Annotated in this window: 13 protein-coding genes; 7 read left to right on the forward strand and 6 right to left on the reverse strand. The window is 49.7% G+C overall.

Features of this window, described 5'->3' with window-relative positions; translation table 11 throughout:
• Positions 1-44 precede the first annotated feature (44 nt).
• Together CAG65_RS15345 and CAG65_RS15350 are read left to right on the forward strand one after the other, a co-directional pair.
• Positions 45-347 (forward strand): DUF406 family protein, encoded by a 303-nt coding sequence (locus CAG65_RS15345; RefSeq protein ID WP_021704832.1) that lies wholly within the window; start codon positions 45-47, stop codon positions 345-347.
• 151 nt (positions 348-498) lie between these two features.
• Positions 499-1,095, forward strand: coding sequence for a hypothetical protein (locus CAG65_RS15350; RefSeq protein ID WP_021704833.1), 597 nt, complete (start codon positions 499-501; stop codon positions 1,093-1,095).
• A 38-nt stretch (positions 1,096-1,133) separates the two neighbouring features.
• Here CAG65_RS15350 and CAG65_RS15355 read toward each other — a convergent pair whose 3' ends face one another.
• Positions 1,134-2,237, reverse strand: coding sequence for a 1-acyl-sn-glycerol-3-phosphate acyltransferase (locus tag CAG65_RS15355; RefSeq protein WP_161454206.1), 1,104 nt, complete (start codon positions 2,235-2,237; stop codon positions 1,134-1,136).
• Positions 2,238-2,414: 177 nt separating this feature from the next.
• Here CAG65_RS15355 and CAG65_RS15360 point away from each other — a divergent pair, with 177 nt between their 5' ends.
• Entirely contained in the window at positions 2,415-3,026 is a 612-nt protein-coding gene (locus CAG65_RS15360) for an AraC family transcriptional regulator (protein ID WP_161454207.1), read from the forward strand.
• A 26-nt stretch (positions 3,027-3,052) separates the two neighbouring features.
• On the opposite strand, the gene CAG65_RS15365 is transcribed toward CAG65_RS15360, so the two are convergent.
• The gene (locus CAG65_RS15365; protein WP_161454208.1) at positions 3,053-4,411 is read right to left on the reverse strand and encodes an alpha-amylase family protein; all 1,359 of its coding nucleotides are present in this window, start codon (positions 4,409-4,411) and stop codon (positions 3,053-3,055) included.
• A 207-nt stretch (positions 4,412-4,618) separates the two neighbouring features.
• Between CAG65_RS15365 and CAG65_RS15370 the strand changes: the two genes are divergently transcribed.
• On the forward strand, positions 4,619-5,266 hold the full coding sequence (locus CAG65_RS15370) for a DsbA family oxidoreductase (RefSeq protein ID WP_161454209.1): 648 nt from the start codon (positions 4,619-4,621) through the stop codon (positions 5,264-5,266).
• 46 nt (positions 5,267-5,312) lie between these two features.
• Here CAG65_RS15370 and CAG65_RS15375 read toward each other — a convergent pair whose 3' ends face one another.
• Positions 5,313-6,218, reverse strand: a complete 906-nt coding sequence (locus tag CAG65_RS15375) for a DUF808 domain-containing protein (protein WP_021704838.1) — start codon at positions 6,216-6,218, stop codon at positions 5,313-5,315.
• A gap of 198 nt (positions 6,219-6,416) precedes the next feature.
• On the opposite strand from CAG65_RS15375, the gene CAG65_RS15380 reads away from it, so the two are divergent.
• Positions 6,417-7,337, forward strand: a complete 921-nt coding sequence (locus CAG65_RS15380) for a M14 family metallopeptidase (RefSeq protein WP_161454210.1) — start codon at positions 6,417-6,419, stop codon at positions 7,335-7,337.
• A 2-nt stretch (positions 7,338-7,339) separates the two neighbouring features.
• Here CAG65_RS15380 and CAG65_RS15385 read toward each other — a convergent pair whose 3' ends face one another.
• Positions 7,340-8,128, reverse strand: coding sequence for an AraC family transcriptional regulator (locus CAG65_RS15385; protein ID WP_161454211.1), 789 nt, complete (start codon positions 8,126-8,128; stop codon positions 7,340-7,342).
• A 99-nt stretch (positions 8,129-8,227) separates the two neighbouring features.
• Between CAG65_RS15385 and CAG65_RS15390 the strand changes: the two genes are divergently transcribed.
• The gene (locus CAG65_RS15390; RefSeq protein WP_161454212.1) at positions 8,228-9,127 is read left to right on the forward strand and encodes a DMT family transporter; all 900 of its coding nucleotides are present in this window, start codon (positions 8,228-8,230) and stop codon (positions 9,125-9,127) included.
• A gap of 5 nt (positions 9,128-9,132) precedes the next feature.
• Here CAG65_RS15390 and CAG65_RS15395 read toward each other — a convergent pair whose 3' ends face one another.
• Positions 9,133-9,609: a GNAT family N-acetyltransferase gene (locus tag CAG65_RS15395; protein WP_161454213.1), complete on the reverse strand. Its 477-nt coding sequence runs from the start codon at positions 9,607-9,609 to the stop codon at positions 9,133-9,135.
• A gap of 141 nt (positions 9,610-9,750) precedes the next feature.
• Between CAG65_RS15395 and CAG65_RS15400 the strand changes: the two genes are divergently transcribed.
• The gene (locus CAG65_RS15400) at positions 9,751-10,473 is read left to right on the forward strand and encodes a LuxR family transcriptional regulator (protein ID WP_161454214.1); all 723 of its coding nucleotides are present in this window, start codon (positions 9,751-9,753) and stop codon (positions 10,471-10,473) included.
• A 218-nt stretch (positions 10,474-10,691) separates the two neighbouring features.
• Here CAG65_RS15400 and CAG65_RS15405 read toward each other — a convergent pair whose 3' ends face one another.
• Positions 10,692-12,512, reverse strand: coding sequence for a hybrid-cluster NAD(P)-dependent oxidoreductase (locus tag CAG65_RS15405; RefSeq protein WP_161454215.1), 1,821 nt, complete (start codon positions 12,510-12,512; stop codon positions 10,692-10,694).
• Positions 12,513-12,669: the final 157 nt, after the last annotated feature.

Here is a 12,669-nt window from a genome sequence, read left to right on the forward strand (position 1 = left end):
CTTCTCGCTACACTGGAAGCCTTTTCAGGTAAGAGGTAATTGAGATGAGCACTGATCAATTTGAGACTCAGGATGTGTGCGAAGCCTGTGGTTGCGCAGGTGAAATGGGTTTTATCATCAAAGAAGGCGACGAAGTGGCAGAAGTCACCCTGTTTGGCGCCAGTCGTTCTCAACTGGAAGCAGAGTTTGAAAAATACGCCGCACTGGCGAAAGAAGTCTGCCAAAACGTAGAGTTTGAAGTTTCGCCGATGAACGATGCCAGCAACGAGCTCCATGCACGCTTTAAATTTGAAGTTAGCGCCGAGAAACTGATCTTCGAACTCAAAACTCGTTCTCTGTCACGCTAAAACCAGTACAGTCAGCTCACAACAGCGGGATTCCAATACCCGCTTTTGTGATCCCGGCACCGCCACCATGGCGATTTCTCCAATATTGATTGAAGCTCTCGGCCCTCCTGCCGATACTAGGTGTAATGTTACCGCCACTCCTTGATACCTCATGCGTCACTTGTTTGTATTATTTCTGATCTGCTTACCTGCATCCCTGATAGCGGAACCACTCGACAGTTACCGGTTACTGAATCATCTGGACAATTACGGCAACCTGGATCTGCGTAATAAACCGTATACCAGTTTACCGGATGGCCTGGTGGTGAAAGGCAATTTGAACATTGCCAAAACCGCGATCAAGACACTACCAGCCGATATGGACATTCAGGGCAGTCTGGACGCTTCCAACAGCCAACTAAGCCGGATACAAAGCGGGACCAAGATCAAAGGCTATGCAAACTTGCTTGGTTCTCAAGTAAAACAATGGCCACGCGGCGTGCGAGTGGGCGGATATTTGAATTTTACCGACACGCCACTAATCCGACTGCCACCAAGGCTTCGAGTGAAAGGCGATCTGAGCGTGATCAGAACGCCATTGGAGTCATTGCCGGAAGGGTTAACGGTAGACGGAAGCCTGTTTATCGGTGGCTCAAAAATCTCTCAGTTTCCAGACACCATGACGGTAAAAGGCAACATCTATCTCGGCGGCAACCAAATCAGCAAGTGGCCGACAAACTTAACTCTCAATGGCGCGGTTGCCCGTTAACAGAAACAAAAAAGAGATGCCATCGCATCTCTTTTTTATCAGACAATATTTCTGACCGGATTGGCGTAGCTGTCCAACAGGTACTGATGTGCCCCTTGCGGCAGCTTATCAAGTTTGGTTTGCAGCAGCGCACGAACCTCATCGGTCACGCCTTCATTGCTGCCCGCCGCTAGGTGGTTAATCGGGAACAGTTTGTAATGATCGTGAATTTGGCGATCAATCTCTTTGGCCAGTTCGTCCGGGGTTTCAAAATCTTGATCGATCACATCACCAAATGCCACATGAATACGCCCTTTGTAGCCAACGATACCCTGAATGATGCTTTCGATGTCTTCAAACTCACCCTTTTCGTATTTTCCTTTGGTGGCTTTTTCGAACAGTTCAATGGCCTTAGCCGTATCACACGGATCGTTCTCATACGAAATAGACACCGGAACAATACGCAACGATTTAATGTAGTCAGGGAAAGGCATTTTTTGCTTACGGCCTTCAACATGGAACATCTTCAGGATCGCCGGATCGGTAAAATCGTTGCCATCTTTTGCTCGTCCCTCTTTCTGGGCGATCCAAATTGAATTGCCCGTATCTAGAGAATGCTTAATATAAGACGATAACGTGCCGAGTGCTTTCATCATCTCACGTGGCGCTTTCGCTGAACGTTTTACGATAAAGCTCTTGTTGAGCCGCATCAGTTCAGTGGCACACGGCTTCTTCAGCAAATTATCTCCGATCGCAATACGCACCGTCTTGTGACTACTCTGGTACAGCCCGTAATTCACTAACGCTGGATCCATCGCGATATCACGGTGGTTAGACACAAACAAGTAAGCCGTCTCTTTGTCCAGCTTCTCAAGGCCTGAGTACGTCACCCCTTTGGTGGTCGACTCGATGGTTTGATCCAGATATTTTTTCACTTCTAGCTGTATCGCCTCAACAGACGTCAGCTTCGCCCATTTAAACTTCAGGTAAATCTTGACTATCGGAGACATCAGCGCTTTAAACCATGTAGCATGGTTTGAAAAGCGATGCTGGAGGATGGCGTTGATAAACTCTTCATCGTTAATCAAGCGCTCAATAGCAGCAGGAATTTCATCGTCATTGTAGGGACGAATATCAATATATGGATCGTTATTAGAAGTCATTGTTTACTACATCAAAAAAAAAGCTGGCCTATTCTACGCATACTTAGCGGACATAACAGCTAAAGTACTAACAGAATTCTGAAGGTCAGACCAGAGATCTGCAACGATTTCCGTGCTAAGTTTGCAATTTATATGATAATCGTTACCCTTAGCGGCCCAATATGAGAGAGAGCTCTAATGAACTACGCTATTGAACATCAGGTGACACGATATGCGTACCTTGTCACCACGCCTCGTAAAAAAGCCCTCAAACATAGTCTTATTCGCGTAACGGAAGGGCTGATGTTGCTGCGATTGGGGAAAAATGAATACGCTGTCGAAACTGGTGATTCTGTCTGGATTCCGTTTGATTGTCTGTGCGCTTTGTCCTTTTTTCCGGCCACTAAAATTGAGCGGGTCGACTTTTCCGTGCGAAACACCGATCCATTGCCGAGTCAGGCTGGGTATGTAAAGCAGACCGAACTCAGCAACGCGTTAATGAACAAGTTGGTGCATGCCAAAGTAAAACCCGACGTCGAAGCCGAAATTCTTCAGCTCTTGAAACGTGAAGTCGCCGCGTTTTCTCCGCTGCTCTACACCAGTGAACTGAGTGAAGCCATTTCAAGCTGGGAGCCGGACTCCGACTCATTTTTGTCTCGCAGCCACCAGTTAGTACTGACGATGCGCGAAGCAAAAAAACGCATGCAGTCAGGCGCCAAACCGGAACAGATCGTTGAAGATTTGTTCAACAATAACCAGGAAGAATTTGAACAGCTCTACCAATTAGTGACTGGCGAAAATTATCAGTAAAAAAGCGCAGCAATTGCTGCGCTTTTTTATGACTCCTGCACCACCAACATCATGCTGCTCACCGGCGCCACATCCAGGCTCAACTTACCCTGTACGGCGGTGTACAACGTATCAGACAGCAGGTCTTTAAGAGTACCGCTTTGAGCAATGTCCACCCTCTGTCCACGTGTGGACTTATTGATGATCACTAACCCTGCTTCTTCTCTGGCAAGCACCAACAAGTCATCATTGGCCTCCAGTACGGTCATGATTTTACCGTGCATCTGATTGTGGAATCGGATACGTGCAAGCATCGCGGGATCTTTCCAGGCATCGACCCAACGAGGTTGACCAACGTGGTTATTGATACCACTGGTATTGAGATCGGTGTATATCAGCGGCACGCCACCATCACGCCCCAAAATGTACGTGTAGGCCAACTGTTCCAGTGCTTCATCCATCACCAAGTTTTCAAACACATCGTTGTTTGGAATGTCATGAGTGATGGCAAACGTCACCGCCCGGTACTTCGCCAATGCCTGCCCAAAACAGTACGGATCCACCAACGATGTCAGGCTGCCTCCCTCATCCAGAGCATCAAACATGGTCTGAAACAACGGAAAATCGTACGCACCAAGACGAGTCTCAGCCAGGTATGGCTCAAGGAAAATGTCGTACTCCGCTCGCGTGGCTCCACCATCAGTGATGATTTCACCAAAAATGTGCATGTCCCGGGTGATGGTTTCGGTCCAGACGTTTTTCAGATGTTCAATACTCATGTGCTTGGCAGCATCAATTCTGAAACCACGCACGCCCAGCGCTTTGAGTGCCTTAAGGTATTCCTGCTGCTGGACGATGACATGGTGATGAGCACGTAACGTCGGCAGTCCTGGGTCCGTTGCTCCACCGGTTATGCGTCCGTTCTGAACTTGCCACTTATCCTGCCAGTCTTTGATGCCGAACGCTTCGACGAAGTCCTGTTCAGTAAATAGTGGCTGGCTGAGATCGCCATACAACCGCTGAGACTGATAATAATCCGCTCGCGCCTCATAGTCGGCCATATCCGCCGCGCTTGGGTATTGCAAGTCAAGGCGCAGAGACGACTCATTCGCCATATGGTTGAACACGACATCGGCGTACACACTGATGCCGTGCTTTTCCAGCGCCGCGATCATGTGTTTGAAATCTTGAGTGTTACCAAGCTGGTTGTCGATAACACGATAATCTTGGGGTTGATAACGTTGCCACCATTGCGTGCCCTGCGCAGATGTAAGCGACTTCATAGGCGGTGATACCAGCACCGATTTGTAGCCGCCAGCGCTGATCGCACTGGCTTGCTCAGCGACGCGCTGATAAGGCCAGTCAAAGGCATGTAGAATGACGTCAGTAGCCATAACGTTTTCCATGCATTTCTTCCATTTATCCACGTCCATTCATCTGGACAGGCTTATTATAGAAACGCCTGATTAAAGTCGTTCCCCCTTTTGCGTTTTATCTGTGTATTAGATCAGGGGCGTAGAAATTCACGTCAATACGCGTTAAGTTTATAGTTCGTACAAAAAACAACCAAAGGACTCCCGCGCATTACGCGCATCGACAACCAAGGAGCGGGTATGCCCAAAGTGCAAATTGATATTGTGTCAGACGTTGTATGCCCTTGGTGCATCATAGGATACAAAAGGCTTGAACTGGCACTCAGTCAACTTGGCGAGACCTTTGACGCCTCAATTCAGTGGCATCCTTTTGAACTCAACCCCGCCATGGGGCCGAGCGGACAGAATTTACAGCAACACTTAGCTGAAAAGTATGGCGCCTCCAAAGCGATGAGCGATGAGAACCGGAAAACCATTACCCAACTGGGACAAGAAGTGGGGTTTTCGTTCCATTTTGTCGACGACATGCGTATCTACAATACCCGCCAAGCCCATCAACTGTTGATGTGGGCCCGTTCGCAGGACAAACAGTTTGATCTGGAAATGGCTCTATTTGAAGCCTATTTCACCGACAATCGTGACATCAGCCTGCCCGACACTCTATTGGCCATCGCAGAAGAGGTTGGGATTGATACTCAAGTCGCCAAGCAGGTTCTGAGCGATCCCGGCTGGGCAGAGACCGTTGCCTCCACCGAGCAACAGTGGCTTGAAGCTGGCATCAGCGCCGTTCCTGCAATTATCATCAACCGCAAACACCTGATTGCCGGTGCCCAGTCTGTTGAGGCTCTCAAGCGCGCCATTGAAGACATTGCACTGCAGATGCACTGACACAAAAAAGCCGACTCAGAGGTCGGCTTTTGCTGATGCAGTGGACTTAATGACGCAGACGACCAATCACACTCCAGCCAGCGACCACAATCAGTCCGGCTAATAAACCAATCAGACCGTTGAGAATAACGGGAATGAACGCGTGAGCCAGTGATACATTCGGCAACTCAAGCAATATCGGTTCAATCAAGTGGTGAATCATTGGTACGTTGTGCACCACGATCCCTCCGCCGACCAAGAACATCGCCGCCGTCCCCACTACGGTGAGGATCTTCATCAGTTTGGGCGCAAATGTGATAAGGCTTCGGCCAATGGCAGAACCTACGCCTTTACCTTGGGCTTTTCTTTCCATATAGAAGCCCAAGTCGTCCAGTTTGACGATACCGGCAACCAACCCATATACCCCGATAGTCATGATCACTGCAATCAAGCTCACCACCAGAATCTGAGTCGCCATCGCCTGACCTTGCACCGTCCCCAATGCAATCACGATGATTTCCGCCGATAAAATGAAATCAGTACGGATCGCGCCGGCGATCTTTTTCTTCTCATATTCATCAATCGAAGCATTGGCTAAATTGGCTTCTGCTTCACTTTCAGAGTGCGCTTCTCCGTGATGAAACAGTTTTTCCAGCACCTTTTCAGCGCCTTCAAAACACAGAAACAAACCTCCGAGCAGCAGTAACGGCATGATCAACCACGGCGCAACGGAGCTCATCAATAAGGCTGCGGGAACGAGAATGCACTTGTTGCGAAACGAACCTTTCGCCACCGACCACACCACCGGGATCTCACGTTCCGCGGCAACGCCAGACACCTGCTGCGCATTGAGAGCTAAGTCGTCACCCAGTACACCAGCTGTTTTCTTCGCCGCCACTTTAGACATTAATGCAACATCATCCAACACTGTGGTGATGTCATCCAGAAGAGTTAAAAGGCTTAATCCCGCCATAATCGATTCTCAAAGTATCAGGTGTTAGCAAATGTAACATCAGCCGACAGATTCTCAAGGCCTCAATGCCAAGAATTGAACTAAATTTCCGATAGTTACGCTGTTCAGTATTGCTCAGATGGATACCATTTGCTCAATCTTCTAAACACTCTTAAGCTATGTGGCTTGAAATAGAACATCACAGAGAAGGTCGCGAAGATGCGTAACGGATATACCTACCCTATCGGCACACCTGGAGAAAAGTGGGGCGACGCTGAACGCCTAGCCTGGCGTGAACACACCACAATCAAACGTGAGTACCAACAGCAAGTAGTGCCTAAAATTCTGGCACTAAAAGACGCCTTTCTGGTTGAACAGTACGGAGCCCTCTCTTATGACCCAGAACGTTATCCTCTGTATTGCATCAAAAGTCGCGATTGGGACGAAAGCAAACCCACAGTGTTGATTACTGGCGGTGTGCATGGTTACGAAACCAGTGGCGTTCATGGTGCACTCAAGTTTGCCGCGACACAGGCAGACAAATACCTCTCCCACTTTAATCTGGTGATCGCACCTTGTGTCAGCCCTTGGGGTTACGAAACCATCAACCGTTGGAATCCGAATGCGCTGGACCCAAACCGTTCATTCTATGCCGACAGCCCGGCAGAAGAGTCAGCCAATCTGATTCAACTGGTGTCCGAACTGGGTGAGGTGCTGGTCCACATCGACCTGCACGAAACCACGGATACTGACGAAACAGAGTTTCGACCCGCCCTGGCGGCTCGCGATGGCCAAGCATACGTGGCAGGTATGATTCCAGACGGCTTTTACACCGTCGGAGATACTGACAACCCCGTCCCCGAGTTTCAGAAAGCCGTTATTGATGCGGTTCGCTTAGTGACTCACATTGCGCCAGCAGACGACAACGGAGAAATCATCGGTTCTACGGTGGTTCAAGAGGGCGTCATTGAGTACCCCATGAAAAAGCTGGGTCTATGTGGTGGCGTGACGAATTGCCGCTTTGGTACGACAACCGAAGTCTACCCAGACAGCCCAAAGGTCACCGATGAAGAGTGCAACGACGCACAAGTCGCCGCTGTGACTGGTGGGTTGGACTATGTGTTAACGCAGCTCAAATAAACTTACAGCAAGCGATTCTTATACTGCTCCGGGGTCTGCCCGGAGTATTTTTTAAACATCGATATAAACGGACTGGCCTGGTTGTAGCCCAAGGTCAACGCCACCTCTTTGACCGAATGCCCTTTGCGCAGCAATTCCATGGAAAACAGGTAACGCACCCTTAAACGCCATTCAGTAAAACTCATCCCCAACTCAGCCTGACAGTGCCTGGCGAGGGTTCTTTCGGTGGTATGCACCCGCGCCGCCCACTCACTGAGGCTGGTATTGTCAGTCGGGTTTTCCTCGACCGCGGTGAGAATCGTTGACAGGTATTTGTTATCGGTGGACGGCAGGAACTGATGTTGTACATCTTGTGTGGCCAGTTGGTCGAGCAGCACCTGAACCAAACGCACGTCTTCTTCACTTTGAGCGACATTGATGTGCCGACGACGAAAATCATCAATGATTGCAGAAACAATCGGCGTGACCTTAATTAAACTGGTTTGTTCCGGAAAATGTTGAGTTAACCCTCGAGCGATATTCAACGAGCAATACTCGATGGGCTTACGGTTATAACTGCAATGTTTGATGCCTGCGGGAACCCAGATCGCCAGATGGGGAGGCGCCAAAAAGCGAGTGTCTTCCGCTTCCATTTCCAAAATACCACCGCTGATCAGTTGCACTTGTCCCCAGGCATGACTGTGAACACGGGTTTCGGTATTCGACAGAAACGCTTCGAAATTCATAAACACGTCTGATGGTGCCTGGTCAATAGATAACGAAGGATGCAGGTGTCTGGCGTTCTTTTTCAAACTTGTCTTCCTATCACGTTCAATGTCTTTTTACAGATACATACAATTATAGCGACGTGACAGACTAGGCTCCATCCATTATTTCGAGATGGGGGTCACATGATCTATCTCTTTCCGTTAATCACTGTGCTCATCTGGGGCGGCAACTCGATTGTCAACAAAATGGCCGCAAGTGCCATTGAGCCCAGTGCCATGAGCTTTTACCGCTGGTTTGTTGCCATGCTGTTGCTGACACCTTTTTGCCTGCCAACGGTTATACGCCAATGGCCAACAATTAAGCCATATCTGACCAAACTGGCTTTTCTGGCGATGCTGGGCATGGTACTGAACCAATCATTGGGGTACTACGCAGGCCTGACCACCAGCGCCTCCAATATGTCATTGATCACCTCTTTGGTGCCTTTGCTGAGCGTATTTTTGAGCCTGCCTTTGCTGGGCAAACCCGTGTCTGCTTTGAGTGTGGTAGGTGGCGTCCTGTCTCTGGCCGGATTGGCCTTCATGCTTGGCCAAGGCGACATCACTTTCTTCCTCCACCAAGACGTCACTGAAGGGGACGCTCTGATGGTTCTGGCCGCAGTGGTCTACGCAGCATATTGCGTACTGCTGAAACGCTGGAAAATGCCCTTGAGCAACTGGACGCTGATATACATGCAAGGACTCTTTGCGGTTGCGATGTTAGCGCCGTTATGGCTGAGCAGTGAACAACTGCTACCCACCCACGAGTCGCTGCCGCTGATCGCGTATGCTTCTGTGATGGCCTCCCTGCTCGCCCCCTGGCTCTGGGTCAAAGCCATTGATGCCATCGGTGCGGATTCAAGCGCCATGTTCATGAACCTGTTGCCAGTGGTGGCGGTGTCTCTGGCTGCCACGTTACTCGGTGAACAGATCCACACTTATCATCTGATGGGCGGATTAATGGTGATCTCAGGTGTGATTCTGGCTCAAGTAAAACTGCGTCGTAAAGCACTGGCACCTATCGAAAATACCGGTCAGCTATAACGTATTCATGGTTGATCCGGCGATATCTGGCGGCTCATCACATAATTCGTCAGGGCAATACCGCCAATCGCGACTTCCTGCTCACGCTCCACCGCAAAGCCGTTTTTTGAAAAAAACGGCTTTGCGGTTTTACTCACATGAGCGTAGAGGCGTGCCATATTTTTCTCTTTTGCCCGACGAACAATCTCTTCCATAAGAAACCGACCAACACCGCATTTCTGGTAGTGCACGCTAACAAAGAAGTGGTCAATCAGTCCATCCGCTTGTAAATCTGCGTACCCTGCCAGATGTCCGTCCTCTTCTGCAATGATGGGACGGATGGTGTCTAGGCGCTGTTGCCATGTCTGCATCGAAAAATCGGCCGGTGCCCAGGCATTGCGCTGCGCGTCTGTGTAATCAGCAGCGGTGACCGTATGTACTGTGTGAAAAAACAACGCCCAGCATGCTTTGGCATCACTTGTCTTATAATTGCGAAGTTGCATATCAACAAACTCCTGATTTATTTGAAAATTATGGGCACTCTCTCACTTTGTTATGTAATTCGAGAGAGCACCTGTGACTCAGGGTTTTATCCCGACAGGTTGATATATACTGTCGCCAGAGCTGACAATCACTTCACTGCAATGAATAAGTTACTACGCTTAATCCAAGAAAACCAACGCGTTAACAGCGTTGACGAACTGCAAACTCTGTTGACTTCTATCGGGAACGAGCTGAACCACGAATCGTTTTTATTCGGTCTCTACCTCGAAGAAAGTATGGAAGAAGAAGCGGATGTGCTCAATCTTATCAATCCCCGGGCCTGGAGTGAGCAATACGCCGAAAGTGGCTACGCACATCATGATCCGGTGGCGAGATACTGCATGAATCATGTGCTGCCAATAAACTGGGATCACGTCGATAAAAGTGAGCGTATCGGGCGGGAGATCTTTGAGGAAGCCCGACTGAATGATCTGCGTAAAGGTTTCACCGTCCCTTTCCATGGACTAAACGGTGAGTTTGGCTGCATGAGTTTCGCAACGTCTGACGGCCGTCATTATGACAAAATGGATGAGCAGATACTACTGGCTCAATTAGTGACGCCATTAATCACAGAAAACATCGCCCACTTTCACCCCCAATTACACAGCACGGCGCCGGCCAGACTTTTAACAGCAAGAGAGCTGCAGTGCCTGACCTGGGCAGCCGAAGGGAAAAGTACCTGGGAAATCGCCGTGATCATCGGCTGTTCAGAGCGTACCGCTAAATTTCACCTCAACAACGCGGCCAAAAAACTCGGGGCCGTCAATCGCTATCAGGCAATCACCAAAGCCATACTGCGCGGCTACATTCAACCTCAGGTTTGACCTTGCTCTGAAAACCATCACCAGACTCCAAAACCTGTCCAATTGGACAGTATCGGCACAACGGGATTTGTTTTAAGGTTTTATTGTTTTCGGACACCGCCGGGCTATGTCCCGAACGTTGAACGACAAACCCAAAACTATCCATGAGTTGTTGTGAATCAACAAACCCTGGTCACGTCTTGTGACCAGGGATTTTCTTTTTTGTCTGGTGAACATTTTCAGTTCACGACTTCGATATCCGTTTCCGGCACGCAGCAACACGCCAGTGCGATGCCCATGTAACGGTCATTGTCCTGCAAGGCGGGCACATCTGGCTGGTCCACTTTGCCAGACTCCACCGTCACCCGGCACGCGCCGCAAAGCCCTGCTCGGCAACTGTTGGAAATCGGAACACCGGCCGCTTCAGCCTGTTCCAGCAGTGTGGCTTGATTGTTGCCTTCGAAAAGCGTTCCATTGACACTGATTTGCAGCGTTTTGAGCGCTTTAGGTGCGCTGATAGCAACGCCAAAAGCTTCCTGATGATACATAGACTCTGGCAGGCCTTGTTTCAACAACAGATTCTTCGCCTTTTGCATAAATCCGTCTGGGCCACACACAAACACCTGGCGCTGCTCGACGTCTTTAATCTGCTTCAGATGTGACAGGGTCAAACGCCCTTTCAGGCCGAACCAATCCGGTGCAGGCTGCGTCAGCGACAGTACTACTTTGAGCCCAGGATGCTGACGTTTGAGTCCCTCAAGCTCTTGTTTGCACGGAATGTCACTTTCCGTGCGGCACTGGTGGTAGAACACAACATCGCGGACCTGATCATGATCGGCCAGATAACGCAACATTGACAGCATAGGCGTCACGCCGCTGCCAGCGGAAAGAAGTAAGATTGGCTGATCGTGCTTCTCGCCGAGGTGGAAGCTGCCACTCGGTGACTCAGCTTCAAGCGTGTCGCCCACCTGCAAATTGTCCAGTAACCAGTTTGACACTCTGCCCGCGTCAATACGCTTGACCGAAATAGCCAGACGTCCGGGGCGTGATGGGCTGGACGACAAGGTATAGCGTCGCCCGATGCGTTCTCCACCGATCGCAACCTCAATCGGCAAATGCTGCCCAGGCAGGTATGTCGGTAGTGACTCAGAATCAGGCTCTAGCCAGAATGTCACGAAATCACGGGCAATCTCTTCTCGCTGCACACACGTGAGCGTCATGCGGCTCGGGGAGTGGTCTTCATACTGCTCTTTTTCTTTGTACTCCAGCACTTCAACCGGGTCACCGGCATGGATCATCCCTTCATTCAGCGCTATCAGATTCTGGCCAAAAAACACATCACCGCTGCGGTTCGCGCGGAACTGAGATAAGGTTTTCAGTGGCTCTTTAGAGGGTTTAAACGCACCTTTGTCTATATCGACAGTCGTCAGGATGCACCGTGAACACGGCTTGACCGATTCAAATTCGACCTCACCGATACGAATACGTTTCCAACTGTCTTCAACAAAGGGTTCTCCCCCGCTGACAACCAGATTGGTACGAAACTGATCCATCAGATGAGATTCAGAGCTGCGACGATTCAGCTCGTCCAACGAGCCTTCGCTGATCACCAGAACCGGAAAACCATCGGCAAAACTGACGTTATTGCCGACTCGTTCCGGCACGCGATTGGACTGCTCTCCCGTATACAAAAGCTCGACCCGCTGACCAAGTGCGTCACTGAACCAGTCGTCTGCTTCGTCCGTCGTGGTGTAAGCTTCGAAGCTGTCGTTCCAGACTGTAGCGGGCGCAGCTTGGTGTTTAAAATCGGCATAACGTAACTTCAGAGCAGGCTGATCAGGCGCAGTAAAGATAATGCCGTCAGCAGTCAGACTGGACTGAACCTTGACCATATGAGGGTATTTTCTGGCTGTCACCATCACCCCGTCAGAGGTTGCCACCATAAAGCGTCGATCAAACGCAAGTCCTTGTTTTTCTACCCAGGCGGATGAGATGGCAATACCGGCGACGGATTTGACCGGATAGACGTTAATTTGTGTAAGACGAGATGAAGACGACATGGCTAACCTTTGCTCTGATTATTTTTTTGATTCACCATCTTAAACGCCTGTCGAATGAAAGTCATACCTTGCAATCGATTTCGTGCGACATATTCAACCAGAGTCATTTGACAATCCACCTGCTCAGCTATAATTCTGTGTGATCGGAGTGTGGATC

The sequence above is a fragment of the Vibrio sp. V39_P1S14PM300 genome (genome assembly GCF_009904765.1).
Classification (GTDB): Bacteria; Pseudomonadota; Gammaproteobacteria; order Enterobacterales; family Vibrionaceae; genus Vibrio; species Vibrio proteolyticus.

Bases quoted from the DNA above. Each gene is read 5' to 3' on its own strand.
- CAG65_RS15345 (WP_021704832.1), top strand. From the start codon at position 45: ATGAGCACTGATCAATTTGAGACTCAGGATGTGTGCGAAGCCTGTGGT.
- CAG65_RS15350 (WP_021704833.1), top strand. From the start codon at position 499: ATGCGTCACTTGTTTGTATTATTTCTGATCTGCTTACCTGCATCCCTG.
- CAG65_RS15355 (WP_161454206.1), bottom strand. From the start codon at position 2,237: ATGACTTCTAATAACGATCCATATATTGATATTCGTCCCTACAATGAC.
- CAG65_RS15360 (WP_161454207.1), top strand. From the start codon at position 2,415: ATGAACTACGCTATTGAACATCAGGTGACACGATATGCGTACCTTGTC.
- CAG65_RS15365 (WP_161454208.1), bottom strand. From the start codon at position 4,411: ATGGAAAACGTTATGGCTACTGACGTCATTCTACATGCCTTTGACTGG.
- CAG65_RS15370 (WP_161454209.1), top strand. From the start codon at position 4,619: ATGCCCAAAGTGCAAATTGATATTGTGTCAGACGTTGTATGCCCTTGG.
- CAG65_RS15375 (WP_021704838.1), bottom strand. From the start codon at position 6,218: ATGGCGGGATTAAGCCTTTTAACTCTTCTGGATGACATCACCACAGTG.
- CAG65_RS15380 (WP_161454210.1), top strand. From the start codon at position 6,417: ATGCGTAACGGATATACCTACCCTATCGGCACACCTGGAGAAAAGTGG.
- CAG65_RS15390 (WP_161454212.1), top strand. From the start codon at position 8,228: ATGATCTATCTCTTTCCGTTAATCACTGTGCTCATCTGGGGCGGCAAC.
- CAG65_RS15395 (WP_161454213.1), bottom strand. From the start codon at position 9,609: ATGCAACTTCGCAATTATAAGACAAGTGATGCCAAAGCATGCTGGGCG.
- CAG65_RS15400 (WP_161454214.1), top strand. From the start codon at position 9,751: ATGAATAAGTTACTACGCTTAATCCAAGAAAACCAACGCGTTAACAGC.
- CAG65_RS15405 (WP_161454215.1), bottom strand. From the start codon at position 12,512: ATGTCGTCTTCATCTCGTCTTACACAAATTAACGTCTATCCGGTCAAA.